This is a genomic window from Polaromonas sp. (assembly GCF_013817205.1).
GTDB lineage: Bacteria > Pseudomonadota > Gammaproteobacteria > Burkholderiales > Burkholderiaceae_C > Polaromonas.
Genome location: NZ_JACDDD010000053.1, coordinates 1 through 26,821, shown reverse-complemented (window position 1 = coordinate 26,821; position 26,821 = coordinate 1). Strand labels below are relative to the sequence as shown.

22 protein-coding genes and 3 tRNA genes are annotated in these 26,821 nt (G+C 62.4%); 19 read left to right on the top strand and 6 right to left on the bottom strand.

Annotated elements, in window-relative coordinates; all coding sequences use genetic code 11:
• Window positions 1–414 (top strand): acyl-CoA thioesterase (locus H0W47_RS12775; protein WP_296924912.1); only part of this gene is annotated, 414 nt, incomplete at its 5' end.
• Window positions 415–431: 17 nt separating this feature from the next.
• Here the strand turns inward: H0W47_RS12775 and H0W47_RS12770 are convergent.
• Window positions 432–1,325 carry a LysR family transcriptional regulator gene (locus tag H0W47_RS12770; protein ID WP_296924910.1) on the bottom strand — a complete coding sequence of 298 codons (894 nt, stop codon included), beginning with the start codon at window positions 1,323–1,325 and terminating at the stop codon, window positions 432–434.
• Between the two features lie 112 nt (window positions 1,326–1,437).
• Between H0W47_RS12770 and H0W47_RS12765 the strand changes: the two genes are divergently transcribed.
• The gene (locus H0W47_RS12765) at window positions 1,438–2,082 is read left to right on the top strand and encodes an NAD(P)-dependent oxidoreductase (protein ID WP_296924908.1); all 645 of its coding nucleotides are present in this window, start codon (window positions 1,438–1,440) and stop codon (window positions 2,080–2,082) included.
• 248 nt (window positions 2,083–2,330) lie between these two features.
• Here the strand turns inward: H0W47_RS12765 and H0W47_RS12760 are convergent, their stop codons facing one another.
• The 4 genes from H0W47_RS12760 to apaG all read right to left on the bottom strand — a co-directional run bounded on the left by H0W47_RS12760 (window position 2,331) and on the right by apaG (window position 7,378).
• Window positions 2,331–3,449: a YbdK family carboxylate-amine ligase gene (locus H0W47_RS12760; RefSeq protein ID WP_296924932.1), complete on the bottom strand. Its 1,119-nt coding sequence runs from the start codon at window positions 3,447–3,449 to the stop codon at window positions 2,331–2,333.
• 31 nt (window positions 3,450–3,480) lie between these two features.
• Window positions 3,481–4,740: a cation:proton antiporter gene (locus tag H0W47_RS12755; RefSeq protein ID WP_296924906.1), complete on the bottom strand. Its 1,260-nt coding sequence runs from the start codon at window positions 4,738–4,740 to the stop codon at window positions 3,481–3,483.
• Between the two features lie 221 nt (window positions 4,741–4,961).
• Window positions 4,962–6,965 carry a site-specific recombinase gene (locus H0W47_RS12750; protein ID WP_296924904.1) on the bottom strand — a complete coding sequence of 668 codons (2,004 nt, stop codon included), beginning with the start codon at window positions 6,963–6,965 and terminating at the stop codon, window positions 4,962–4,964.
• Between the two features lie 11 nt (window positions 6,966–6,976).
• Window positions 6,977–7,378 (bottom strand): Co2+/Mg2+ efflux protein ApaG, encoded by a 402-nt coding sequence (gene apaG, locus H0W47_RS12745; RefSeq protein ID WP_296924928.1) that lies wholly within the window; start codon window positions 7,376–7,378, stop codon window positions 6,977–6,979.
• Window positions 7,379–7,463: 85 nt separating this feature from the next.
• On the opposite strand from apaG, the gene rpe reads away from it, so the two are divergent.
• The 4 genes from rpe to gph are packed head-to-tail and all read left to right on the top strand — an operon-like array spanning window position 7,464 to window position 13,316.
• On the top strand, window positions 7,464–8,159 hold the full coding sequence (rpe, locus tag H0W47_RS12740; RefSeq protein WP_296924901.1) for a ribulose-phosphate 3-epimerase: 696 nt from the start codon (window positions 7,464–7,466) through the stop codon (window positions 8,157–8,159).
• 48 nt (window positions 8,160–8,207) lie between these two features.
• Window positions 8,208–9,905 carry an adenylate/guanylate cyclase domain-containing protein gene (locus H0W47_RS12735; protein WP_296924898.1) on the top strand — a complete coding sequence of 566 codons (1,698 nt, stop codon included), beginning with the start codon at window positions 8,208–8,210 and terminating at the stop codon, window positions 9,903–9,905.
• Window positions 9,906–9,953: 48 nt separating this feature from the next.
• Window positions 9,954–12,554: a PAS domain S-box protein gene (locus tag H0W47_RS12730; RefSeq protein WP_296924896.1), complete on the top strand. Its 2,601-nt coding sequence runs from the start codon at window positions 9,954–9,956 to the stop codon at window positions 12,552–12,554.
• Between the two features lie 30 nt (window positions 12,555–12,584).
• Window positions 12,585–13,316, top strand: a complete 732-nt coding sequence (gph, locus tag H0W47_RS12725; protein WP_296924893.1) for a phosphoglycolate phosphatase — start codon at window positions 12,585–12,587, stop codon at window positions 13,314–13,316.
• A gap of 24 nt (window positions 13,317–13,340) precedes the next feature.
• On the opposite strand, the gene H0W47_RS12720 is transcribed toward gph, so the two are convergent.
• Window positions 13,341–13,928 (bottom strand): chalcone isomerase family protein, encoded by a 588-nt coding sequence (locus H0W47_RS12720; RefSeq protein ID WP_296924890.1) that lies wholly within the window; start codon window positions 13,926–13,928, stop codon window positions 13,341–13,343.
• A 370-nt stretch (window positions 13,929–14,298) separates the two neighbouring features.
• Here H0W47_RS12720 and trpE point away from each other — a divergent pair, with 370 nt between their 5' ends.
• The 13 genes from trpE to H0W47_RS12655 all read left to right on the top strand — a co-directional run.
• On the top strand, window positions 14,299–15,798 hold the full coding sequence (gene trpE / locus H0W47_RS12715) for an anthranilate synthase component I (protein ID WP_296924888.1): 1,500 nt from the start codon (window positions 14,299–14,301) through the stop codon (window positions 15,796–15,798).
• A 199-nt stretch (window positions 15,799–15,997) separates the two neighbouring features.
• On the top strand, window positions 15,998–16,570 hold the full coding sequence (locus H0W47_RS12710) for an aminodeoxychorismate/anthranilate synthase component II (RefSeq protein ID WP_296924886.1): 573 nt from the start codon (window positions 15,998–16,000) through the stop codon (window positions 16,568–16,570).
• Window positions 16,571–16,732: 162 nt separating this feature from the next.
• Window positions 16,733–19,678 (top strand): DEAD/DEAH box helicase family protein, encoded by a 2,946-nt coding sequence (locus H0W47_RS12705; protein WP_296924883.1) that lies wholly within the window; start codon window positions 16,733–16,735, stop codon window positions 19,676–19,678.
• 21 nt (window positions 19,679–19,699) lie between these two features.
• Window positions 19,700–21,757 (top strand): DNA methyltransferase, encoded by a 2,058-nt coding sequence (locus H0W47_RS12700; RefSeq protein ID WP_296924880.1) that lies wholly within the window; start codon window positions 19,700–19,702, stop codon window positions 21,755–21,757.
• Between the two features lie 65 nt (window positions 21,758–21,822).
• The gene (gene ltaE / locus H0W47_RS12695; RefSeq protein ID WP_296924877.1) at window positions 21,823–22,869 is read left to right on the top strand and encodes a low-specificity L-threonine aldolase; all 1,047 of its coding nucleotides are present in this window, start codon (window positions 21,823–21,825) and stop codon (window positions 22,867–22,869) included.
• 3 nt (window positions 22,870–22,872) lie between these two features.
• Complete coding sequence (locus H0W47_RS12690; protein WP_296924875.1) at window positions 22,873–23,523, top strand: LysE family translocator; 651 nt, start codon at window positions 22,873–22,875, stop codon at window positions 23,521–23,523.
• A 21-nt stretch (window positions 23,524–23,544) separates the two neighbouring features.
• Window positions 23,545–24,588 (top strand): anthranilate phosphoribosyltransferase, encoded by a 1,044-nt coding sequence (gene trpD / locus H0W47_RS12685; protein ID WP_296924873.1) that lies wholly within the window; start codon window positions 23,545–23,547, stop codon window positions 24,586–24,588.
• A 3-nt stretch (window positions 24,589–24,591) separates the two neighbouring features.
• On the top strand, window positions 24,592–25,392 hold the full coding sequence (gene trpC / locus H0W47_RS12680; protein WP_296924870.1) for an indole-3-glycerol phosphate synthase TrpC: 801 nt from the start codon (window positions 24,592–24,594) through the stop codon (window positions 25,390–25,392).
• Window positions 25,393–25,408: 16 nt separating this feature from the next.
• Complete coding sequence (locus tag H0W47_RS12675; protein WP_296924867.1) at window positions 25,409–26,179, top strand: uracil-DNA glycosylase; 771 nt, start codon at window positions 25,409–25,411, stop codon at window positions 26,177–26,179.
• Window positions 26,180–26,241: 62 nt separating this feature from the next.
• Window positions 26,242–26,327, top strand: a tRNA-Tyr gene (locus H0W47_RS12670).
• 107 nt (window positions 26,328–26,434) lie between these two features.
• Window positions 26,435–26,508, top strand: a tRNA-Gly gene (locus tag H0W47_RS12665).
• Window positions 26,509–26,554: 46 nt separating this feature from the next.
• Window positions 26,555–26,629, top strand: a tRNA-Thr gene (locus H0W47_RS12660).
• Window positions 26,630–26,733: 104 nt separating this feature from the next.
• Window positions 26,734–26,821, top strand: an 88-nt coding sequence (locus H0W47_RS12655; RefSeq protein WP_033473206.1) for a GTP-binding protein, incomplete at its 3' end; no start/stop codon positions are given.

Genomic DNA, 26,821 nt, shown 5'->3' with positions numbered 1-26,821 from the left:
GAACCCAGCACCGTCAACTTTGGTGGAAAAGTCCATGGCGGCACCGTCATGAAATGGATCGACGAGGCCGGTTATGCCTGTGCCACGCGCTGGGCCAAACGTTACTGCGTCACGGTGTCGGTGGGTGGCATCCGCTTCCAGCGCCCCATCAAGATCGGCGACCTGGTGGAAGTCGAAGCGCGTCTGGCCTACACCGGCAGGACCAGCATGAACATTTCGGTCGAGGTGCGCGCCGGCGACATGAAAACCGGCCAGATGGAAGTCATCACCGAATGCCTGGTGGTGTTTGTCGCAGTGGACGAGGACGGGCAGGCCATTGCGGCGCCAGCCTGGCTGCCCGAAACGCCGGGCGACGTTGCGCTCGCGCAGCGTGTCAAGTCCCACCTTGACGCCGCACGCGCCATGCATCTCTGACTGCCCCGGGGCGGCGCTCACAGCGCCGCTGCGCCGGCGAAATACGCTGCCAGCAAATCCAGCGCGTGGCGCACCTTGGCCGGCTGCTCGCCACGGCGCGGCGTGACCGCGTACACCGGCAGGTCGTCAAGTCGCCAGCCCGGCAGCACGGGCAACAAACGGCCATCGGCCAGCGCGCGTCTGTCGTCCTCGCTGACAGCAATGCTGATGCCCCAACCCGCCACACATAACGCGTGCAGGGCGGTGACTTGGGTGGCTTGGACCCGCCCCTCCATGCGCAGGGCGTATCGTTCACCCCCCGGGCCTTGCAGCTCCAGCGCTTCGCCGCCCGCGCCCGGTTTGCCGCCCAGCCAGTCGTGGGCCAGCAGGTCACCGGGCTGCGCCGGCCAGCCGCGTGCGGCCAGGTAGGCTGGAGAAGCGCACAACTGGCGTCCCATGCTGCCGAGCTTGCGCGCCACCAGGGTCGAATCCGGTAGCGCGCCGACGCGCAGCGCCATATCCACCCGCGCTGCAATCAGGTCGATCACCGCGTCATCGAGCAGCAGACGCAGCGACAGCTTGGGATGTGTACGCAAAGGCGCCAGCGCCTGGGCCAGCAGGCCACCGAACCCGATAGGCGCGGCCAGCCGCAATTCGCCTTCAGGCTCATCACGCAGCCGGGCCAATGCCTGCTCGGCTGAACGCGCGGCCGCCACCATGGCAGCGCAACCGGCGTGGTAACGCTCGCCGGCTTCAGTCAGGCTCAGTCGCCGGGTGGATCGATGCAGCAAGGCCAGGCCCAGCGATTGTTCCAGCTGCCGGAGGTGCTGGCTGACGGCGGAGGGTGTCATCGCGAGTTGGCGCGCTGCCGCCGTCATGGAGCCTGTGGCAACCACCTCCGCAAAAATCGCCATGCGCCTGAGTTGGTCCATATTCGCCTTATTAATTAGTCCGACTTCACATTGTTAGCGAATTAGGCCATCTATTCAGCTGGTTGTGAAGCAATCAGACTAGCGGCTTATCTATTCACCAGGAGTTATCCGCATGAACATCGCATTGATTGGCGCCACCGGTTTTGTCGGCTCGGCCATTCTTCCCGAGTTGCTGTCCCGTGGCCACCGCATCACCGCGCTGGCGCGCACGCCGTCCAAAATCAAACCACACGCTGCCTTGACCGTGGTCCAGGCCGACGTGCTGGACCCGGCGCAGGTCGCCAGCGCCGTGGCCGGCCATGATGCCGTGATCAGCGCCTACAACCCGGGCTGGAGCGAGCCCGACATCCACGATCTGCATTTGCGGGCCAGCGACGCCATCGTCGAGGGCGTGAAGACGGCAGGGGTCAAACGCCTGCTGGCCGTCGGCGGCGCCGGCAGCCTGTATGTGGCGCCCGGCTTGCAACTGGTGGACACCCCGCAATTTCCTCCCGCCTACAAGCAGGGCGCGCTGGCTGCGCGTGAGGCGCTGAACCGCCTGCAGCGCGAGACAAGGCTGGACTGGAGTTTTGTGTCACCGCCCATCGCGCTGGCGCCGGGCGCACGGACTGGCGAGTACCGCACTGGCACCAACGAGCTGCTGACCGGTCAGGGCGACCAACCCGCTGGCATCAGCGTGGCGGACCTGGCAGTAGCCATCGTCGATGAGATCGAGCACCCGCAGCATGTGCAGAAGCGCTTCACCGTCGCGCATTGAGTATCAAATCGGGCTGTAGCCCTCGTCAATAAAGCCCAGGTAGCTATCAAATAGATAGCGTTTGGGTTGAGCCTGCGTTGCGTTGCGTTGCGGTACGGTACGGTCCGGCAGCATGGGTTCATCTGCCGGTCCAGGGGAGGGCGACAGGATTTCCCCTGTCCACCTGGCTCCCCGACTCCCGGCCCCTGCAAGAACGCAATGAGGGGACGACTGCCGCTCCTCCGCGGGGACGCCTGTTAAGCGCTTGCCTAAACCGGCAATCCCCGGAATTTGAACGCCGCCTGGCGAATCACTTCGGCGAGCAGGTTTTCCCTGCCCTGCAACTCCCGCAGCCAGCGCGCGTCGTTGTTGGACAGCTCGACACTGCTGCGCAGCAGGTGAATGCCACTGCTCGCGCCCAGCGGGCCGGCGTGTGTTTCGAGTTTGTCCATGGTCATCAGGATGTGGTCGCGCAGTGCCATGTGTTCGCCGGTGGCCGGGTCCACGTAGACCGCCTCGAGTCCGAAGCGGCAGGCCTGGAAGCGGTTGTAGGTGTAGACCAGGTAGTCGTCCTCGGTCGGCGTGAAGGGCTGGTCGTTCATGAACCATGAGGCCAGTGCTTGCACATAACCCGACAGTGCGGCGGCGCGGCCCACGGTCAGAGGCGTGTCGAAAACGCGGATCTCGATGGTGCCGAACTCCGGCTTGGGCCGGATGTCCCAGTAAAAATCCTTCATGCTGCGGACCACTCCGGTGCGCGTCATTTTCTCGAAGTACACGGTGAAGTCGTCCCAGGTCAGCGCCAGCGGCGCGCGGCCCGACAGAGGAAAGGCGAACACCGAGTTCAGGCGTGCCGAATCGAAGGCCGTGTCCTGGGCCTGCACATACGGGCTTGAAGCCGACAACGCGATGAAGTGCGGGATGTAGCGCGACATGCGGTGCAAGGTCAGCAGCGCGGTGTCCGCATCGGGGCAGCCCACATGCACGTGCTGGCCGAAAATCGTGAACTGCTTGGACAGGTAACCGTACAGTTCGGACAACTCGCGAAAACGCGGCTTGTCGTAGATGCGGCGTTCATGCCACTGCTGGAAGGGGTGGGTGCCGCCGCCAACTACGGCAATGTTGAGCTTGTCGGCACTCTTGACGAGGGCGTCGCGAATCTGCGTCAACTGCCCCAGCACCTCTGCCGACGACTGGCACACCCCGGTGGACACCTCGATCATGCTGGAGGTCATTTCTGGGACGACGCTGCCCGGCAGGGGTATTTTCTCCATGAGCCGCAACATGTCCTCGGCATACGGCGCGAGGTCGTAATCGTGGGTGTTGACAAGTTGCAGTTCGAGTTCGACGCCCAGCGACAGCGCGTCCGATTTCTGGAATGGCTCCAGTCCTCCGGGAGCCAGCGGTGTGGCGGTGTGCTTACTCACGGGGTTCTCCTGAAGACGGGATGTTGAACGGCCTTCGCGCCCAGGGCCGCGAGTTTTCGCCCGCCCGATAGATCGCGAAGGTGGCCAGGATCGCACCCAGTACTTCCATCAGCAGAATGGCCGGCAGCGCGATGCTGGCAATACGCGGCCCCAGCGATGCGGACGCGGCGACAAACTGCGATACCAGCAGCAATGCAACAGACGACATGGGCGACATCGCGCAGCCGACCCACAGGGCCTGGCGCCAGCTCGCGCCGCTGCCCACGTTGCCCAGCGCCACACCCATGATCTTGGCCAATGCGCGCGCTGCCACCAGTGCCAGAACCAATCCTGCGACGGGACCGCTCCAGTCGGCCTGCGCAGCCACCACGGACACCAGAACGAACATCAGCATGGTCAGCATCGACGACGCCGTGCCCATCTGGCGCGGCCAGGACCAGGGGCGAGGGTTCAGCTGTTTGAGAAGCATGCCGCCCAGCAGGGCGGCCAGGGGCGCAGAGCCTCCGAAGTGTGCGGCCAGCGCCGCACCGGCTGCGATCAGGGCCAACAACAAAATGGCGGTGTTCTCGCTGGTCGGGCTCATGACGCGCAGTGCAGAGCGCAGCGCCAGCGCCAGGCCTGCGCCCACCGCGACCGACAGGCCGAGCACCACAGCGACCGGGTAAAAGGTGTCGGTCAGGCTTTGTTCGCCGCGCCCCATCATGCCCGCGTGTGCGCTGCAAAGTGTCAGGGCATACAGCGTGCTCAGTGTCGACAGCACCATGGCACGTTCTGTGACCGGCCCGGATGCGCGGGTGTCCATGATCACGCGCGACAGCACGGCCGGCGAAGCGGCCATGGCCAGCAAGCCCAGCGGCTCGGCCACAATCTCGCGCACGCCGAAAAAAGTCAGTGCCCAATACACGCCGAAGAAGGTCAGCGCCGACTCGGCCAGGCTTTGCACCAGCACCATGGGGTTGTGCCGGAACCAGCGCAGCGGAATCCGCCCGCCCGCCTCAAAAAGCACCACAGCGACGCCGAGTTCGAGAAGGAAAAGCCCCGTGCCCTGCAGCGGCCAGACCGCGCCGCTGAAACCGGCCAGTCCGGCAAAGCCGCCCACCACGGAGTAACCGACAACCTTGGGAATCCTGGCGAAACGTTGCACCAGATGTCCAGTTAGCGCGGCCACGGCCAGCAGGATGGACCATTGGACAGTGGGAAGGCCGGCAGAGGGTTTGATCCATTCGGCCCAAATGGCCATGATTTCATTCATGGGTGGGATCTCCCTTGATTGGTGCGAGGACAGATGCTGAAGGGCAGCAGGGCTGGGGCCTATCTCGATGGGACAGGCCGCCTATGCGGCCAGAGGGGTTGCACAACCGCTACGAAGACGGTTGGCGGCAAAGGCGTAGGCAAATTTACAACGCTTTGCGCAAAAAAGTTGTAGGACAAGCGCGCCGATACGGGGCGAGGGGCTTGACGGGCAGGGCGGGGTCAGTCGGGCACAAAAAAACTCGAAGGCCTGCTGCGCCAGCGTGCCCAGATGGCTGACCGGATGCGCGCGCGATCCACCCCGCTGACATTGTGTGCCTGCAGTGCCAGCCGGAAGGCCAGGTAAAAACTGATGCTCAGGTTGAGGGCGCCTATCAGTGGAATGGCGGCGACACACCACCACAGTGCCGGCAGGCGAAGGGCTTCCCAGCCGAGCGCTGCTGCTGCGGCGGCGAGCTGTCCCGCCGAGAGCGTGACATGGCGGACCTCAAGCTCCAGCCCGAAAAAACCGGTCATCGGCGGAATCAGCCCGAGCATGAAGCCCAGGGCAATATTGGAGGTGAAGCCCGAGATGTTGTCGTGCATGAAGGAGCCCCAGCGCCGGGCACGAGCCACGCCAAGCATGCGCGTGATGCGCGGGTTGTAGCGCATCGCTGAGGCCAGCCGGTACAGCACAAACCAGTTCTCGACCCAGCCGCCGATGATGCTTGCCGTGAACAGCACGGCGCCGGTGAAGGCCGCCCACAACAGGGTCGGTCCGAGCAGGCTGAGGGTGTGCAAGACGTGCGCCGCTTCCTTGGCGTCAATCATGGGTCGGCCCAGGCCGAACTGGATGCCCACACTGATGAGCAGCACCACCGGCACCACTACCAGCACGTTGCCGAGAACGGCGGCGACCTGCGAGCGCACCAGGTGCGTCACTTCGTCGACAAATTCGCCAACGGCTTCCGTCGAACGCAGGTCCTTGAGCTTGGCGGCCAAGGCCGGTGCCGTCATGGCCGGCTGCTTGGTCGCCAGGGTGAAATGCATGAGCTGGATCAGCACAAAGCTGGCGGCATAGACCAGACTGGCCACAAAGCCACTCCAGAAGGCCGACAGCGCCAGCGCCACCACCATGAACTTCAGCAGCACAGTGCCGGCCGTCAGCGCGCCGCCGCCTGCCGCCTTGCCCAGCATTTGCACATAGGCTGCGCGGTCGCGCGTGATGTAGTGTTCGCCGGTTTCGGCGCCGCGCTCGGCCACCTTGGCGGCCAACAGCGTCGAGTTAACTGCAATCAGCGCGCGTATGCTGCGTCTTTCTTCGGCCAGCAGCACCAGGCGTGCCAGCAGCTGCATCGCGCTGCCGGCGGGCTGGTCAGACAGCAGGCAGTCCAGCAATTCACGGATGCGCAAGATACGCTCTCGCAACTGGCGCAGTCTGAACACCAGGCCGACCGAGATGCCGTGTTCGTCGAGATGCGCATAAATCGACGAGGCTGCGCTGCGGCACGCCTCCAGCCGGCTTTTCAACTGGTCCAGCGCCAGGTGCAGTGCGCCGCTGTCCCGTCCGTGGGTCATCAGCGCGCTGTGCAAGGCCTCCAGGTCGGATGCCAGGCCGTGGAAAGGTCGGGCCAGCAAGGTCTGCGCGCTCATGCGCAAGCGCAGCTCCGGGGAAAAGCCGGTGGCCGCCACCTGACTGGTGCAATAGGTCAGGGCTTCCAGCAGGACTGCCTGCCAGTCCTGCAGCAGCGTGGTGCCGGTGGGCTGCGGTTCGAGGTCAGCGGCCGCACCGTCACCGCCGGGTGCCTCCGTGTTCAGTAACAGGCCCAGACGGGCCAGACTGTCCTCATCAACCAGTTTCAGCCAGCGGGCATCAAACGGCGAGGGAAACAGCAGCATGAACAATTCGGTGGCGTGGGTGGTTTCGGGTGTCCCCGGCAGAAGCTTGTAGCGCAGCCTTTCGCCCAGCTCGCTCAGAAATGCCGCGCGCGGCGCAAATCCGAAATCGGCAAACAGCGGGGTGGCATCCACGGTAGCCACCAGCGTGCGCCACCACTGGTGCAAGCGGGCCTGAAAGCCAGGCCGCGCCTGTGCGGCATCGAGAAAAAGCCGCAGGCGCGCCACTGCGGCCTGGGGGTTGTTGTCCTTGCCCCTGATCCAGTCCAGCAGCGCAATCAGCCACAGGTGACGGTGAGCCACCGGGGCCTCCGGCTCCAGCAGATCCAGCAATTCGGTCAGCGTGTGCATGCGCTGCGGTGTCAGTGCAGGATCCGGCCGGCACCGGCAGCGCCGGCGCCTTCACCCGCGTCCAGCACGAACATCGGGATGACGGCTTCAAAACGCTCGCCATCTTCCGCCACAAAAAAGTAGCTGCCATGCATGGTGCCGCTGGGTGTGCGCAGGCGTGATCCGCTGCTGTACTGGAAGGATTCGCCGGGCCTGAGCAGGGGCTGGTGGCCAACGACGCCCAGGCCCTTGACTTCCTCGGAGTGGCCCCGCGCGTCGCTGATGACCCAGTGACGCGAGATCAGCTGCGCCGTGACCTCGCCGGTGTTGGTGATGGTGACGGTGTAGGCAAAGCCGTACACCTCGTCTTCAGGTGCCGACTGCTCGGGCAGATAGTGCGGCACGACGTCGCAGGAACATTGATATTTCGGCATGGCTTCAAAAAGAATGGTGCTCATGTTACCCGGCCCGCTTGCGGCCTGCCTGTGCAAGCGTGCTGCTTGCTGCGACAATCCAGGCATGAGCCAAATGAAGTCGCCGGTCTACCGGATTGCCCCCTCGCTTTTGTCTGCCGATTTTGCACGGCTGGGTGACGAACTCCAGACCGTGATTGCCGCGGGCGCGGACTGGATCCACTTCGATGTGATGGACAACCACTATGTCCCCAACCTGACCTTCGGGCCGATGATTTGCAGCGCCCTGAAGCCGCATGCCAAAAGGGCTGATGGCACGGCCGTACCCATCGATGTACACCTGATGGTGCAGCCGGTTGATGCGCTGGCCGCAGCGTTTGCCGACGCGGGGGCGGACCTGATCAGTTTTCATCCTGACGCGTCTGCCCATGTGCATCGCAGTGTGCAGGCGATCAAGTCCAAGGGCTGCAAGGCCGGGCTGGTGTTTAACCCGGCGGCGCCGCTGGACGTGCTGGACTGGGTGATCGAGGACCTCGACCTGATCCTGATCATGAGCGTCAATCCCGGCTTCGGCGGCCAGAGCTTCATCGACTCGGCGCTGCGCAAGATCGAGCTGGTCCGCAAAAGGATTGATGCTTCGGGCAAGGACATCCGCCTAGAAGTCGATGGCGGCATCAAGCTCGACAACATCGCGCGCGTGGCCGCTGCCGGGGCCGACACCTTCGTGGCGGGCAGCGCCATTTTTGGCAAACCGGATTATCGTGCTGTGATAGCCGGCATGCGGGCGGCGCTGGCGAAATAGGTCGGCGGCGCGGCGGCGACCGCTTGCGTTTGTAAAGGAAGGTGGCGCATGGAGGCGACGGCAGGCGGGACGGGCACGACAGCGCCGGAGCAGGCCGGCGCCGCCATGCGCCCGCGCGTTCTGGTGATCGAGGACAGCGAGGATATCCGCTACCTGCTGGACGCCTTGCTGCGGGATCGGTATGAGGTGATGCTGGCCGACTCGGGCAATGCCGGGCTGGCGCTGGCAGTGGCTGCGCAGCGCCCCGACATCATCTTGCTGGATGTGATGATGCCGGACATGGATGGATACGAGGTGCTCCGGCGGCTGGGTCGCGACATTCGCACCGCCGACATCCCGGTAATTTTCCTGACAGCCCTGGGCAGTGTCGAGGAAGAGCACCGCGGCCTGGACTTGGGCGCCACCGACTATGTGACCAAGCCGATCAGCCCGCCGGTGCTGCTGGCGCGCCTGAAGCTCCACCTTGAACGCACGGCCTATGCGCGCCGGCTCAAGGACCTGGCGCAGCAGCTGTCGCGCTACCTGGCGCCGCAGGTCTACCAGTCGCTGTTTGAAGGCTCGCGCCAGGCGGAAATCCGCACGCAGCGCAAGAAGCTGACGGTCTTTTTTTCCGACATCAAGAACTTCACCGCGTCCACAGCGAAATGGCAACCTGAGGAGGTGACGCTGCTGCTCAACAGCTATTTTTCGGAGATGTCGGCGATCGCGGCAGAGTACGGCGCCACGCTGGACAAATTCATTGGTGACGCCATCGTGATCTTTTTTGGCGACCCGCAGACGCTGGGGGTGCGCGAGGATGCGCTGCAATGCGTCAGGATGGCCATCGCGATGCAAACACGCATGGAGGTGCTACGGCGGCGCTGGCGCGGCATGGGCATCAACAAGACCTTTGAAATACGCATAGGCATCAATTCGGGGTTTTGCGACGTCGGCAACTTCGGCAGCGAGCTGCGCATGGAGTACACCATCATTGGCCGCGAAGTCAATCTTGCCGCGCGGCTGGAGCAGGCTGCGACGCCCGGCGAAATCCTGATCTCCAGCGAAACCCATGCGCTGGTGCAGGGTGAAATCGGCGCCGACGCGCGGGACCCGGTGATGGCCAAGGGCTTTTCCGAACCGATTCCGGTGTATGCGGTTCATAACAGCGCCGTGGCGTCCCGAAGTGGTTCTGCCATCCACTGTGACCGGCCGGGGCTGCGGGTGGAGATCGACCTGGATCGCGTCAGCGCCGCTGATCGCGCCGAAACCGCTGCCTCCTTGCGCCAGATGCTTGAAGCACTTGAAGCGCCGGAGTTGCAGGGAGCGCCCCAAGCACTTGCACCTGTCGCAGATCAGGGCCCGCCGGGGGGTGCCCCGGCCGATGCGGCCGACCCGGCTTGGCCGGTGGCGCTAGCGGGGCTGGACCTGGCGCTGGGACTGCGGCGCGCCATGGGCATGAGGCCCTTGTACCTGTCCCTGCTGGGCCGCTACCGTGACGGCCGCCGCGACACGCCAGCCCGGATCCGGCAGGCGCTGGACGCCGGCGACCTCAAAACAGCGGAACTGCTGAGCCATTCCTTGCGCGGGGTATCGGCGCAGATAGGCGCAACACAGGTGCCCGCCGACGCTCAGGCGCTGGAGCAGGCCATTCATGAGGGCGGTTCGCGCGCCAGCCTCGACGGCTTGCTGGACAGGCTCGAAAGTTCCCTGGGGGAATTGATTGACGCGCTGGATGCGGGTTTGCTGCCGGAGCCCGCGCGTCCATGAACGGGCTGGCCCGTTCACACCGATGTGGCCGCCAGAGGTGTATCGTGTGTGCACCAACCACCCGATGTGCACAATGATCCAGATGTCCCCGACGGCCAGGCTGCGACCGTGGCTACCGACATGAAGCTGCCCTTTCGCGCGAGCATCAGCTTTGCCCTGGGCACCGGCTTGCTGCTGATCTTCCTGAGCATTGTCGCGTCCTATTCCACCATCAACTTCCTTATCCGGGATGCGGGGCGGGAGGCTCAAACCCAGCAAACCGTGATTCTGCTGGAGCGGCTGGTATCGCAGTTCAAGACCGCCGAGTCGTTTCAGCGGCGTTATTTGCTGACAGCGACTGCCAGCGATCTTGATGACTACCGCCGGGCGCGCGAACGCATCCAGCAGGCGCTGATGGGCGTGTTGAGCGCGCAGACGCTCACCCGCGGCGGTGAGGATGTGCGCGCACTCGAGCGCCTTGTTGCCGAGCGGGTGTCGCTGATGGAGCAAATCGTAGTCATGCGCCAGCAGTCCGGCCTGGATGCGGCCATCGCCTTGGTAAGCAGTGATCGAAATCGACGGCTTCACGATGAACTCAACGCCCTGTTTGATCAAATCAAGGACCATGAGAGCCAGGTGATCGAGCATGCCCGGCTGGAAACCCGGCGCACGGCGCAGATCGTCAAGCTGCTGATCGTGGCTGGCGGCCTGGTGTCACTGAGCGTGCTGGCCTGGGCGGTCTGGATGATTCTGCGCGCGCAGGCGGCCAGCCGGCGCATCCAGGCCAAGCTGACCGACAGCGAGGCCCTGAGCCGCGCTGTGACCGAGAGCATGGCAGAAGGGGTCGTGACAGCAACCCAGGACGGCGTGATCGTCAGCGCCAACAGCGCCGCGCGCACCCTGTTTGGCTACCGCGCCACAAACCTGTTGGGCCAGAACGTGGTCATGCTGCTGCCGCCGCGCTACCGCAGCGGCTTCACGGCCTTTTTCGGCACGCTCGCCGAACGCCCGCGTGGTTTCCGGGAGGCCGGCACGCAGGTGCGCGGGCAACGTCACGACAGTACGGAGTTCCCTGTCAATGTGTCGTTCGGCGATGTCACGGTCGGTGGTCGCCGGCTGTTCACCGCCATCATCCGCGACGTGACCGAGAGCAAACGCATCAGCGAAGCCTTGCGCGCCAGCGAGGCGCAGCTGCGCCAGGTTACCGATACCGTGCCGGCCCTGATTGCCTACATCGACGGCGACCAGCGCTTCCAGTTCCACAACAAGGCCTACGAAGAAGCCTTTGGCCTGACGGCCGCGCAAATCCACGGCAAGACCATGCAGGAGGTGCTGGGACCGGAGTTTTACGCGCAGGTTGAAGGCCGTGTGCGCGAGGTGCTGGCAGGTTATGCGGTGCGTTACGAGCGCGAGCACTACACCGCCGGTGGCGAGCGCCGCGACTACGTGATGAATTATTTTCCGCGCTACGGCGAGGAAGAGGACGAAAACACCGTCGTCGGCTTCTTCTCGCTGGGCAACGATGTCACCGAGCTCAAGCGCATCGACCGCATGAAGAGCGAATTTGTCTCGACGGTCAGCCACGAGCTGCGCACGCCCCTGACCTCGATTCGCGGGTCCCTCGGCCTGGTTTCGGGAGGAATTGCCGGCGAGCTGCCCAACAAGGCCAAAAGCCTGGTGGAGATCGCCAAGAACAACTGCGAGCGGCTGATCCGCCTGATCAACGACATCCTTGACAGCGAGAAAATCGAGTCCGGCAAGATGTCCTTTGAGCCCAGGCCGCTGGAATTGTTGCCCCTGCTTGAACAGACACTGGCGGCCAATGAGGGGTTTGCGGCGCAGCATGGTGTCACCCTGGTGCTCCAGGCGGGACGCATGCCGGTGCGGGTCAATGCCGACGCCGACCGTCTGGTGCAGGTGGTGACCAACCTGCTGTCGAACGCCATCAAGTTTTCTCCAGCGCAGGGCGAGGTGCGGGTGGTGCTGGGGTGCTCGGGGGGGAGCGCCCGTGTCGAGATCAGCGACCAGGGCCCGGGCATTCCCGACGAGTTCCGCAAGCGCATCTTCCAGAAATTTTCCCAGGCCGATTCCTCGGATACCCGCCAGCGTGGCGGCACCGGGCTGGGCCTGAGCATCTCCAGAGCCATCATCGAGCGCATGGATGGCAGCATCGGCTTCGCACCGGCCGTGCCGCGGGGGACGACCTTCTTTTTCGCACTGCCCGAGTGGCGGGAGGCGCCGCCGGTCACGGCGCCCGTGGGCCTGGATGGCATGGACCGCCCCCGGGTGCTGGTCTGCGAGGACGCCCCCGACGTTGCCAGTCTGATCGGGATGATGCTGGACCGGGGCGGCTTTGCCGCCGACCTGGCGCACACAGCCGCGCAGGCACGCGACTACCTCAAAATGGAAACTTATGCGGCAATGACGGTCGACATCCAGCTGCCCTACGAAAACGGCCTGCAGCTGATCGCCCAGTTGCGCCAGGTCAAGCGAACCGAAAACCTGCCAGTGCTGGTCCTGTCGGTCTCGGCAGCAGAAGCCCGGCTGCATGCGGGCAGCCCGGCCTTAGGGGTGTGGGACTGGCTCGAAAAACCGCTGGACGAGAAGCGCTTGCTGGACAGCCTGCGGCAGGCGATCGCCAGTCGGAAAACCGGCGGGCGGGGCACATGACAGCTCACTGGAACAGCCGGTGAACCAACCATGATCGAAGCCGCCATCGTCGACCTCGACGGCACCATGGTGGACACCCTCGACGATTTTGTCGTCGCCCTGAACCTGATGCTGGCCGACTTGTCGCTGCCCTTGGTGGACCGCAGGGTGGTGGAGCCGCTGGTCGGCAAGGGGTCGGAGCATTTAATCCTGTCCGTGCTGGATTATGTATCAAAAGTGCCATCAGCCCATGCCAGACAAGCGCACTCAGCTATAAATTCAGGAGCAAGTGACGGGGTAGCACATCGCTTCCCGGCGGCATGGGCCAGCTACCAGCGGCATTACCTGGCCATCAATGGGCAACATGCCGCGGTCTACCCCGGCGTGCTGGAAGGCTTGCGGCGGCTGCAGGACGGCGGCCTGGCGCTGGCCTGCCTGACCAACAAGCCGACGGCGTTTGCGCTGCCGCTGCTCAAGGCCAAGGGGCTGGACGGGTTTTTCAGCCAGGTTTTCGGCGGCGATGCCTTCGAGCGAAAAAAACCCGACCCGCTGCCGCTGCGCAAGACCTGCGAGGCGCTCGGCACATTGCCGGCGCGCACCCTGATGATCGGCGACTCCAGCAATGATGCGCAGGCGGCACGCGCCGCCGGCTGCCCGGTGCTTCTGGTGACGTATGGCTACAACCATGGAGAGCCGGTGCGCGCCGTGGATGCCGACGGCTTTGTCGACACCTTGGCCGATATCGATCTGGCGAGCATCAAAACGGGGCTTGCGCCCCGTTAGTTGTTGTCAGTTGCAGTGGCGGGCTCAGGCCGCCTTGCCGAGCAGCGCGTCCTTGAGCTTCCAGTCGGCCGGCTCCGGACCCAGCCAGATGCGCATCAGCGCATTGAAAAATTCCGGCTCCTTGAAGGGCTCGCCCTGCGGCACGCCCTTGACGGTAATGACTGTGCCGGTGCCAGGAATCCAGTCAATCATGAACGCGTCACCGGCCATGAGTTTTTTCTGGTCCGAGAAAATCTGGCCCATCTTGATCAGGCCGGGCACCAGCTTGGACATTTCGGTCTTGGGCGCATTGTCCTGCACGCCCCGCGTGAACAGCTTGCCCAGTTCGTTGGAGTCAATCTCGCGCAGCATGGTGATGCTCATGCGTTTGGCCCCCGGGGCAGCCAGGACTTCTTCCGGTGTCGCGGCCTTCTTGCCCAGGTAAAGTCCTGCGGCATACACCTTGAACACGGCCTTGTAGCGGACACCGGCGCCGTTGAGCACCAGCTTGCTGCCGCGCACATCAATGCTGTCCTCGAGCTTGACGCCACCCACTTCAACGGTGGTGGCAGAGGCCCCCACAGCCAGCAGGCCTGCAAGCAGGGCCATGGTCAGTCGTTTGATCATCTTCATGCTTATCTCCTTAATAGAAATACAAATAAAACAGAAATAGAACGAGCGTTCGTTTTGTTGCATTTTGTAAGCCAAATGGCGTAAGGGCAATGGGGTTTGCGAGCATGGGCCGACGGTGATCGATCCGCGCAAGTGGTTTGATACACTGCGGGCTCTTATGTTCATTCACCGCATCATTCAAACAGGTAGCAGCGACCGGGGAGCCTGGCCCTGGCGGGCCTGACTTCGTCGCCCCGAGGCCGCGTGGCCTTTGGTTTACAGAGTGTTTGATGCGCCCGTGCTGCAGCACGGGCATCCCGGCCCAGCACTTGGGCCCCGTGAATGAGGGTGACAGCGCCAGAGCGTGCTTGTCACCGGTAAAGGAATCACCGTGATCACTGAACTTGAATTCAAAAGCCTTGCCTTGCAGGGCTACAACCGCATTCCGCTGATGGCGGAAGCTTTTGCCGATCTCGAAACCCCGCTGTCCCTGTACCTGAAGCTGGCGCATTCCAGGGACGGCGGCAAATTCAGCTTTTTGCTGGAGTCCGTGGTCGGCGGAGAGCGTTTTGGCCGCTACAGCTTCATCGGCCTGCCGGCGCGCACCCTGGTGCGCGCCAGCGGCTTCGGCGCCGACATGCTCACCGAGGTCGTGCGGGACGGCCAGGTCATCGAAAGCTCCAAAGCCAATCCACTGGACTTCATCAGCGACTACCAGAAGCGTTTCAAGGTGGCGCTGCGGCCGGGCCTGCCGCGCTTTTGCGGCGGGCTGGCCGGTTACTTCGGTTACGACACGGTGCGTTATATCGAGAAAAAGCTTGAGGCCTCCTGCCCGCCCGATACCCTGGGCTGCCCCGACATCCTGCTGCTGCAGTGCGAAGAACTGGCGGTGATCGACAACCTCTCGGGCAAGCTTTACCTGATTGTTTATGCCGACCCGGCCCTGCCGGAAGCCTATGCCAACGCCAAAAAGCGCGTGCGTGAACTGAAGGAGCAGCTCAAGTATTCGGTCAGTGCGCCGGTGGTCAAGCCGACCCAGGGCTACCCGGCTGAGCGCGACTTTGCCAAGGCCGACTACCTGGCCGCCGTGGAGCGCGCCAAACGCCTGATCGAAGCCGGCGACTTCATGCAGGTGCAGGTCGGCCAGCGCATCAAGAAGCGTTATACCGAGTCGCCGCTGTCGCTGTACCGGGCCTTGCGTTCGCTCAATCCCAGCCCTTACATGTATTACTACAACTTTGGCGACTTCCATGTGGTCGGGGCATCGCCGGAAATCCTGGTGCGGCAGGAGCAGGTGGAGCAGGGACAGAAGATCACCGTGCGGCCACTCGCCGGCACGCGGCCCCGTGCTTCATCGCCCGAAGCCGATGCGGCGGTCGAGCAGGAGCTGATCAACGACCCGAAAGAGCGCGCCGAACACGTGATGCTGATCGACCTGGCGCGCAACGACATCGGCCGCATCGCCAAGACCGGCACGGTCAAGGTGACCGAGGCGTTTGCGGTCGAGCGTTACAGCCACGTGATGCACATCGTCAGCAATGTCGAGGGCGTCCTGGAGGGCGGCATGACCAATATGGACGTGCTCCGGGCGAGTTTTCCGGCCGGCACCCTGACCGGCGCGCCCAAGGTCCACGCCATGGAGCTGATCGACCAGCTCGAGCCGACCAAGCGCGGCCTGTATGGCGGCGCCTGCGGCTACCTCAGTTATGCCGGCGACATGGACGTGGCGATTGCCATCCGCACCGGCGTCATCAAGGACCAGATGCTGTATGTGCAGGCGGCGGCCGGCGTGGTTGCCGATTCGGTGGCCGAGCTGGAATGGAAAGAGACCGAGGCCAAGGCGCGGGCGCTGCTGCGAGCGTCGGAACTGGTCGAGGAGGGGCTGGAATGATCATGGGCACTCCTTCTTTACCAGCCGGGGCCGCGGGTCCGGCTCTGCCGGGCCGCAGGCGCAGCGCCCCCTCGGGGCTGGAGACTGCGGCTCCAAACCTGCCGGCGCAGGTTTGGACAGGCGACAGAAGCGAAGCCTCAGGCGAGCGGCGGCCTGCAAGGCCTCGCGCAGTACGCAAAGCGACAAGCGTGGGGGCCTTATGAAACTCCTGATGATCGACAACTACGACTCCTTCACCTACAACATCGTCCAGTATTTCGGCGAGCTGGGCGCACAGGTCGAGGTCTTCCGCAATGATGAAATCACGCTGGAAGGTATTGCCGAACGTGCGCCGGATCGCCTGGTGATCTCACCCGGTCCGTGTTCCCCCGCGGAAGCCGGCATCTCGGTTGCGGCCATTCAGCACTTCGCCGGCAAGCTGCCGATTCTCGGCGTTTGCCTTGGCCATCAGGCGGTGGGCGCGGCCTTTGGCGGCAGGATCATCCGCGCGCAGCAACTGATGCACGGCAAGACCAGCGTGATCAACACCACGCAGCAAGGCGTGTTTGCCGACTTGCCGAAGCAGTTCACGGTCAACCGCTACCACTCGCTGGCCATCGAGCGCGCCACCTGCCCCGAAGCCCTGGCAGTCACCGCCTGGACTGACGACGGCGAGATCATGGGCGTGCGCCACACCTCTCTGGCTATCCAGGGTGTGCAGTTCCACCCTGAATCCATCCTCACTGAGCACGGCCACGCCATGCTGAAGAACTTCCTGGTGCAAGCGCCATGATTGCTATTAATTCAGTAGCTCGTTACGCCCGTATTCATTGGCTTTTTGCCTTAAAATGGGGTCAAAAACGGCATTATTTAGGCTCTGGATGCGCGATTTCGGCAAAACAGCCTGCCATCATGGCCTGTGCTGGCAGCACCTCGACTCCTTGATAATCCCCGCATGATTGACGCGCTGATTGCCGACCAAGCCCGACTCTGGCTAGAGCGGCCCAACTGCCCGGCAGCCCCGCTAATCGCCTACATGCGCTCCGCAGGGTACTTGCGTGATGTGCAAATTGCCGCCATACAAACCTATTTGTACTTGCTGCTAGAGGGTAAAAACCAAAGCTTGACCGCGTTGTGGATGCAAGGCGCGTTTGTCAACCCGGCCAAACCAGCCAACTACGGCGGCCCGCGCAGCCGAGTGCCGCAAGTTGCCCAGAATGTGTTTGCAACCCAGCCCGCAGCGCACACCTGGTATCAGTTGCTGCAAGCCCAGCAGCCAGCCATTGCCACCTGGCTCGAAGACCACGCCGACGAGCTTGACTACGCGGCCCTCACCAGCGAGCTGTTTTACGGCTGGCAAAACACCGACTACGTGTTCAGCCTGCCCATGGGCGCGGGCAAAACCTGGCTCATGGCGGCCATCGTTTACCTCAACCTCTATTTGGCCGAGCAGCATCTTGGCGACCAGCGCTTTGCGCAAAATTTTGCCTGTTTGATTCCGTCGGCCAAAAAGTCCAGCATCTTGCCCAGCTTGCGTAGCATTGAGCGGTTTGACCCCGCCTGGCTTGTACCTGAACCAGCGGCCAGCCGCTTGCGCCACAGGCTGCAATTTGAAGTGCTTGATGCACCCAAAACCGCCGCCAAAAGCAACCAGATTCGAAATCCCAACGCTCGCAAGCTAGCCGCCCACTTGAGCCAGCCGGGTTTAACGGGGTTGGTGCTGGTGGTGAATGCTGAAAAAGTCATCCTCGACCGCATTGAGACCGATGCGGATACTCTGATTGCCCCCACTGACGACGAGCGCGATTTAGCTGCAAACGAGCTGCGCGCCCTCATTGGCCGCATACCCGGCCTGCTGCTGATGGTTGATGAGGTTCACGGCGCGGCCACCAGTGAGATTCGGCTGCGTCAGGTCATACAGGGCTGGCACCGCAGCGGCAATGTTCACAGCGTGCTCGGGTTCTCGGGCACGCCCTACCTTGATAAGCCGCATGAGCTTTCCCTGGGGCCGCACACCGTCAAGCAAAAGCAAATCAGCACCGTGGTGTTTCACTACCCGCTGACCGAGGCCGTACGCTTTTTTTTGAAACAGCCCGAGGTTAAAACCGCGCACGGCCTGAGTGCCCGGCAAATCGTCGCCCAAGGCACAGCTGAATTTATGCAGCGCTATGGCGCAACGGTTTATAACGACGGCTGCACGGCCAAGCTGGCTATTTACTGCGGCTCGATTGAACGGCTAGAGACCGAAATAGCCCCACTGGTAGAGCAATTCGCGCCTGGCCAGGTGCTCAAATACCACCGTGGTAACGCCCAGTACAAAGCCCCACAGGGTGCCGAAACCGCTTTTACGGCGCTTGACACGCCCGGCTCCACGCACCGCATTGTGCTGCTGGTCCAAATTGGCAAAGAAGGCTGGGATTGCCGCAGTTTGACTGGCGTTATCCTCGCGCAAAAAGGCGACAGCCCCGCCAATATGGTGCTGCAGTCCGCCTGCCGCTGCTTGCGTGAAGTGGCTAGAGGCCATCGCCACAGTGCCCTGATTTACCTCAGCGCAGACAACGCTCAAATACTGGAAGCGCAGCTCAAACAAAGCCAAAACACTACCATTGCCGCGCTTAATGCTGCCGCATTAGCCGGCCCCATTACCACCCCGCTGTATAGCCGCATGAGTTGGCTAAAAAGCATGGCCCAGTTGCCGCTGATTGAGGCCTACCAGCTGCGCCTTCAAACCCAAACCCGTACCATCGAAGCAGACCCGCACACAACCGGCAAACTGGATGCGGCTTTAAATCGCGCCGCCTTCCGCAGCAGCAGCGCGGTAACAACTGGCACATTGGCCGACCTGTCATTGCGTAGCCACGCTACCCGTGAGTTGGGTGCAACCGCCGAGTTTGCCCACTGGCTGCACACGCTGGTGCGCGAGGCCTTGGGCACGCTGCCCTACAGGGTACTTGCGCCGTACAAAACCCAGTTAGAGTCCATTTTTACCGCGCTGACCGAGCAGGATGCGCAAGGCGTACTGCGCTACGCCCTGCAAGCGCCGCAGGCCGACGTGCGCCGCCTGGTCCGCCTGGCGTTTTGGTGTCTGCGCAGTTTTGAAACCCAGGTCGTGCCGCTCGATGATGTGCAGGCCATGCTGCTGCTCAAAGCCGATGCGCTGCCCGCAAGCACAACCGAACACCACAAGCTCTACCCTGTGGCCGCTGACGTAGCCGCCATCATCGCTGCTGATGCGCGTGGCGAGCGCGGTGCAAACATTGGCACGCAAGGTAGCGCCGAGTTTGAAGTCGCGCGCGCCCTCCTGCAAGCCCAAGGGCTGGGCCACATGCTGGCCGCGCAGTCGGCGGTAACCGCTGCACCCGAGCTGGTGGCCAAAGACCACAGTTTTCACTACCTGCCTTATGACTTTGCCCAAAGCGGCCTAGAGCTAGGCCTGCTGCAAGAGCTGCTCAAAAGTGCTGAATTTCAGGCCAGTGGGCTAGAGGTTTACTACAACGGTGCCCGGCACCTGACCGACTTTCGTATCGACTGCTACCAGCAAGTGGGCGACGTTAGTAAGGACGGCAAAGGTGGCAAACAGCAGCGCTGGCAAAAGCTAGGCGCTTACACGCCTGATTTTTTAATGCTGCAACGCGCCGCCGATGACAAGGGTGGTAAGGTTTCAAAAGTCCTCATCATTGAAGCCAAAGGAGCTGGCTTTGCCGAGCAAAGCGCCTACACCTTGCGCAAACAGTTTGTCAGTAGCGAATTTTTGCGACTGAACAACGACAAGTTTGGCTACCCCCGTTTTGACTTTATTGAAGTGGCCGAGCCGCCCAACCGCGCCTACCGGGACTCGGCTCAGAAGCTCCTGGGCCACGCGCTACAGTTTTTTGGCCTTAAGCCTTCGCAGCCTTCCTGACCTTCTCGATAGACCCCTCCCATGCCCATTCGCTACATCCCCATCGACCCCATCGTGCTGCGCGGCCAGGCCGTGCTAGGCAACTTTAGCCGCACGCTGCGCTATAACGGCAACCAAAAGCCCGGCCAGCGCTTGAGTCGGGGCTTGCCGCTGTATGAGGTGCAAACCGTCGAACAGGTTGGGGTGGAGCAAGTGGCGGTTGAACAAGAGGAGTCAACCGACGCTGCCGCCAGTACTGATTTGCCGCAAAAAGCGTTTGCAGCAGCAAAAACGGTTAAAAAAGCCTCAAAAAAGGCATTAAATTCGGCTGTATCCCAATCAACACGGGCGCGAGCAGCTCCTAATTTGATAGTGCATGGTGAATGCCAAGCGGCTTGCGCGCACCTGCTGGCAACGGGGCAAAAGGTGGATTTGGTGTACATTGACCCGCCCTTTGCCAGCGGGGCCAACTACGGCAAAAAGGTTTTGCTGCGTCGTCACCCCCACGCGGCGAATGCCGCCACGGCTGCAGATGCGGATGCCACGGCCCCGGCAGCGCTGGAGGCCGATGGCTGGGAAGAAACCCTCTATGGCGACATCTGGAACAAAGAGGACTACCTCAACTGGATGTACGAGAACCTGCAAGCCATCAAATCCGTGATGAGTGATTCGGCCAGCATTTACGTACATCTTGACTGGCACATTGGCCACTACGTGAAGATTTTGTTGGATGAAGTGTTTGGGGAGGAGAACTTCAGGAATGAGATTGTGTGGCACTACTCCGGGTGGAATAAAACGCTAAACACTCACTTTGAGCGTCGGCATGACTGTATTTTTTACTACAGCAAGTCCTTGGATGAGGTTGCATTCAATTCATTTCACGAGGAATGGGAGTCCGAGGAGGCTTACGTAAAAGCGCGAAAGCAAAAAGTATTGATAGATGCGGAAAGCGGTGAAAAGTACGTACTCTCTGATGCAGGAGGCGGACGACGTGTAAAGCGCTTTTTGAAAGAGGCTATTGCAGAAGGCGTGGTCGTTGATGACGTGTGGGATATTGATAAGCTGAACAACTCTGCCATAGAGTCCGTTGAATATCCAACGCAGAAACCAGAAATTTTGTTGGAGCGGATTATTAAAGCGTCTTCCAAAGAAGGCATGTTGGTGGCCGATTTCTTCGGCGGCTCGGGCGTCACAGCCAAAGTTGCCAACGACTTGGGGCGGCGTTTTGTGCACAGCGATATCGGGCTGAACAGCATTCAAACCGCGCGTGACAGGCTGTCTAGCGCCGGGGCGGCGTTTGACGTGCTACGCGTGCAAGACGGTGTGCAACTGTTTCGTAACCCGCAGCAAACACAGACCAAGTTGTACGGCCTCGTCCCCGGCCTGGGCATGGCGCAAAGCAAGTTGCCCCTGCCCGCGTACTGGGCGGGTATTTTTTCAAGCAACGGGGCTGTACCCGTGCATTTGCCCAACCTGCTGGACTCGGCCAGCCGCGTGTTTGACGAAGCCGCCTTGCAACGCCTGACGATGGAAGAACTCCCCAAGCTGGCCGAGTGGGACTACCCGGTTGAAAACGTGGTGGTCTACACCATCGACATCGCCGACCCCGATGCCTGCGCCCGCTGGCTGGCCGAGCACAACCCCAGCGGCATCGCCGTGGAGCTGCGCGACCTGAAACCCCTGCTGGCTGACCTGGTGCTGGGCGACGAGCTGCAAGCGCGGGTGGAGCCTGGCGAGGAGGGTAGCTTTAACGTGGTGGTAGAGCGCTACCACAGCGACTACCTGGCCCGCAAGTTAGACGAAGCGCAGCAAAAAATGGCTTTGCAGCCGAGCGCCGTGCGCAGCAGATCAGCGAGCACTGCACCACAAGGTTTGAGCGAAGACGGCCTGGAATGCATTGAATGGCTGTCGGTGGACTGCACCCAGGCTGACGGCGCGTGGCACAGCGCGGCTGAAGCACGCATTGACGCTAAAAACCGCCTTTGGCTCAATGGCCAAAAGCAAAGCGGCGCGTGGGACGGCCGCCTGCACTGCGCCGCCCGCCCACTGCGCCTGCGCGTGCGCAATGTGGCCGGTGACGAAGTGACGATTGCACTTTGAGGCGCTAGTGATTGCTATTAATTTAATAGCTGCTTGCGCCCGCCACTTGTGGGCTGGAGGCCAAAATGATGGTTGATCTGCGCAGCGACACTGTGACCCAGCCCACACCGGCCATGCGGGAGGCCATGTTGGCCGCCCCACTGGGCGACGACGTGTTCGGCGGTGACCCCAGCGTCAATGCCTTGCAGGAAAAAATCGCCGGCCTGCTGGGCTTTGAAGCCGCCTTGTTTGTGCCCACCGGCACCCAGAGCAACCTCTGCGCCATTCTCAGCCATTGCCAGCGCGGCGACGAATACATCGTGGGGCAGATGGCGCACAGCTATCGCTGGGAAGGCGGCGGCGCGGCCGTATTTGGCAGCGTGCAGCCGCAGCCGCTGAATCACCAGCCCGACGGCACCTTGGCCCTGGCCGACATCGAGGCGGCCATCAAACCCGACGACGCGCACTTCGCGCGCACCCGGCTGCTGGCGCTGGAGAACACGCTGGGCGGCAAATTGCTGCCTTTTGACTATGTGCAGCAGGCCACGGCGCTGGCGAAGAGTCGGGGCCTGAGCCGCCATCTTGACGGTGCGCGTCTTTTCAACGCCGCTGTTGCACAGGCGGCGCAAACGGGCAGCAATCCATTGGCTGAAGCACGGCGCATCGCTCAATGTTTTGACAGCGTTTCTGTTTGTTTCAGCAAGGGCCTTGGCGCGCCAGTAGGTTCTGCCCTGTGCGGCTCGCGCGAATTCATCGCCCGGGCGCATCGCATCCGAAAAATGGCCGGTGGCGGCATGCGCCAGGCGGGCATTCTTGCCGCTGCGGCCATTCATGCGCTGGATCACCATGTCGGTCGTCTGGCGCAAGACCATGCCCTGGCCCAACATCTGGCCGATGGTCTGGCCGGTATCGAGGGCCTGCAGGTCGAAGCACCGCAAACCAACATCGTGTTTGTGGACCTTAAGGGCGCGGCAAGGGAGCAGTCCGCCGCCCTGCTAAAACACCTTTCGGAGCAGGGTGTCCAAGCCACAGGGCTTTACCGCCTGCGCTTTGTCACTCATCTGGACGTGGAAAAAGCAGGCGTGGACCATGCTGTTGCGGTTATCCGCCAATTTTTCAACGCTGAAAAGTGAGCCATGCCTGACTTTCAGCATCTGCTGCTTTTTATCGCTGCCGGCTGGCTGCTCAACCTGACGCCGGGGCCGGATGTGCTGTACATCGTGACCAACTCCCTGCGCTCGGGCGCGCGCGCCGGCATTGTGGCCGGCCTGGGCATCACGGCGGGCTGCTTCGTTCATATCTTCGCAGCTGCGGTGGGCGTCAGCGCGCTGCTGGCAGCTTCGGCCACGGCTTTCACCGTGCTCAAGTGGATGGGTGCCGCCTACCTGCTGTGGATAGGCGTGAAGATCCTGTTTGCCAGGCGCCCGCAAACCAGCACCGACCTGATGGCCGTGGCCGCCAGCCAACCGCAACGTCCGCTGAAGGCGGTGTTCATTGGAGGTTTCTGGACCAACGTGCTCAACCCCAAGGTGGCGACCTTCTTTTTGGCGTTCGTGCCGCAATTCATAGCGCCAGACGCTGCCAGCCCGGCGCTGGCTTTTGCAGTCTTGGGCGTGCTTTTCAACCTCAACGCCATCCCTGTCAATGTGGGCTGGGCGCTGGCAGCAGCGTGGATGGCCAGGCGCAACGCCGTACAGCGCGGCATGCAGTGGCTGGACCGCGCTGCCGGCGTGATGTTCATAGCGTTTGGCATCAAACTGGCCCTGACCGACAATCCGTCCCATTAATTCAAAGACAAGAGAACGACCATGCCCCTGAGCAACAAAATCACTCCCCAGGAAGCGCTGCAGCGCACCATTGAGCACCGCGAAATCTTCCACGACGAGATGCTCAAGATCGTGCGCCTGATCATGAGTGGCGAGCTCTCGCCGGTGATGATGGCGGCGCTGATCACCGGCCTGCGGGTCAAGAAGGAAACCATTGGCGAGATCACTGCCGCAGCCCAGGTGATGCGCGAGTTCTCGACCAAGGTCCACGTGGCCGACAAGACCCACCTGGTCGACATCGTCGGCACCGGTGGCGACGGCTCGCACACCTTCAACATCTCAACCTGCTCGATGTTTGTTGCTGCGGCCGCCGGCGCCAAGGTCAGCAAACACGGCGGGCGCAGCGTCAGCAGCAAGTCCGGCAGCGCCGACGTGCTCGAGGCGCTGGGCATCAACATCAACCTGCCGCCAGATGCGATTGCCAAATGTATTGAGCAGGTTGGCGTTGGCTTCATGTTTGCGCCCAACCACCACCCCGCCATGAAAAACGTCGCGCCGGTCCGCAAGGAGCTCGGTGTGCGCACCATCTTCAACATCCTGGGCCCGCTGACGAATCCGGCCGACGCGCCCAACATCCTGATGGGCGTGTTCCACCCCGACCTGGTTGGCATCCAGATCCGTGCCTTGCAGCGCCTGGGCGCCGAACATGCGCTGGTGGTTTATGGCAAGGACGGTATGGACGAGGTGTCGCTGGGCGCGGCCACGGTGGTGGGCGAGCTCAAAAACGGCGAAATCACCGAGTACGAGATCCATCCCGAGGACTTTGGCCTGGCCATGGCCAGCAACCGCGCGCTACGGGTGGAAACACCTGAGCAGTCGATGGCCATGCTCAAGGGGGTATTGAACAAAGAACCAGGCGCCGCGCGCGACATCGTGATCCTAAACGCCGGTGCCGCGCTGTATGCCGCGAACGTGGCCGACAGCATGAAGGCCGGCATCACCTTGGCCCGCGAGGCCATCGATTCCGGCGCGGCCCAGGGCAAGCTGGAGCAGCTGGTTGCCATTTCCAAAACCCTGGCGACCTGAACCATGTCCGACATCCTCGACAAAATTGTTGCCGTCAAGCACCAGGAAGTGGCCGCGGCGATGCGCCGAAAGCCGCTGGATGCAATGCGTTTTGATGCCGAATCGCGGGTGCTCACACGTGATTTCACGGGTGCCTTGCGCGCCAAAATCGCCGCCGGCAAGCCGGCCGTGATTGCCGAAGTCAAGAAGGCCAGCCCCTCCAAAGGCGTGTTGCGGGCCGACTTTATTCCCGCCGACATCGCGCAAAGTTACGCTGAGCATGGCGCAGCGTGTTTGTCGGTGCTGACTGACAAAGATTTTTTCCAGGGCAGTGTTGACTACCTGAAGCAGGCCCGGGCGTCTTGCGACCTGCCGGTATTGCGCAAGGACTTCATCGTTGATCCCTACCAGGTCTATGAGTCGAGGGTCATGGGAGCTGACTGCATATTGCTGATTGCCGCCTGCCTGGACGACGCGCAAATGAAATCGCTGGAAGCTGTGGCGCTGTCGCTGGGCATGGCGGTGCTGGTCGAGGTGCATGACCGCGCTGAGCTGGAGCGTGCGCTCAAGCTCAAAACGCCCTTGCTGGGCATCAACAACCGCAACCTCCAGACTTTCGAGGTCTCGCTGGACACCACGTTGACCCTGCTCAAGGATGTGCCGGCGGACCGCCTGCTGGTGACCGAGTCCGGCATCACCACGCCGGCCGATGTAGCGCGGCTGCGCGAGGCCGGGGTGAGTGCCTTCCTGGTCGGAGAGGCTTTCATGCGCGCCGAGGATCCGGGTACGGCGCTGGCCGCTCTGTTTCCAGGCGCTACAAATTAGATAGCTGCTCGCGCTTATGTCACAAGGGCTGCAGGCCAATTTGGCCTTTGAAAACCTGTCAAAACCGCCGCCCGAAGGCACCGGGCACGGCCGGCATCTGGCTCGCTGGGCCCCGGCCGAATGGCCGCTGGCGGCTGACTGGGCGCCGGTTGTCGGCCAGTTTCTGGCCAGCCAGGTCGGCCAGCGGCTGGGTGCGTTTATTGAGCAGCGTCTGGCGGCCGGCGCCATCATCTACCCGCCCCAGCCGTTTCGGGCGCTGGCCCTGACGCCGCTGGCCGACGTGCGCGTCGTGATCCTGGGTCAGGATCCCTATCACGGCCCGGGCCAGGCACAGGGGCTGGCCTTTTCGGTGCCTGACGGCGTCCGGCCGCCGCCTAGCTTGCGCAATATCTTCAAGGAACTGGTGCGCGATCCGGCTGTGACGTCCGAACCGCACAGCAGCGGGTCGCTGGAACGCTGGGCCCGTCAGGGCGTTTTGCTCCTCAACACCAGTCTGACGGTCGAAGAGGGGCAGGCCGCCAGTCATGCCAGACAGGGATGGGAAACCCTGACGGACCAGCTGATCAGTGCGGTATCGGCCAGGCCAGAGCCGGTGGTATTTATGCTCTGGGGGGCGCATGCCCAGGCCAAGCAGGCCTTGATTGCCGCGCACCACCTGGTTTTGAGGGCCAATCACCCCTCGCCGCTGTCAGCTTTACGCCCACCCGTGCCCTTTCTGGGTTGTGGACATTTCAGTGCCGCCAACCGGTTCCTGCAGGGGCAGGGCGCCGGCCCCATCCACTGGTAAGCACTTGTTGTCCGGGATTGCCGGATGTGAAATATCCATGGCATAATCTGAGGTTCGCCAAAGGAGAGGTGGCCGAGTGGTTAATGGCAGCAGACTGTAAATCTGCCCTCTAACGAGTACGCTGGTTCGAATCCAGCCCTCTCCACCAGCGATAAATTGATTTTGCAGGCGCAATTTGGGCAAGCAGGCAAGCAGTCTGGACAAGTTGGATACCGTTTTTCGTGGTTGTCAGGGTTCAAAATTCTGGCGGCCGATGCGGGAGTAGTTCAATGGTAGAACCCTAGCCTTCCAAGCTAATGACGCGGGTTCGATTCCCGTCTCCCGCTCCATTGCAGCAATGCTGGTTGTTTTGGCAGTGAAAGTTTTTTGAATTTGGCCCATTTGGCTCAGTGGCAGAGCACTCCCTTGGTAAGGGAGAGGTCCCGGGTCCGATTCCCGGAATGGGCACCATTTCTTTGGTTGGCCAAGGCGATTGCCGGGCTGGCCTGCAAGTGGTGGCGTGTGAGTTGAATAATTTTCGTAAGTAAATCCTTTAGGTATTTGGAGTCGAAAAAATGGCAAAAGGCAAATTTGAGCGGACAAAACCGCACGTCAACGTCGGCACGATTGGGCACGTTGACCATGGCAAGACCACGCTGACAG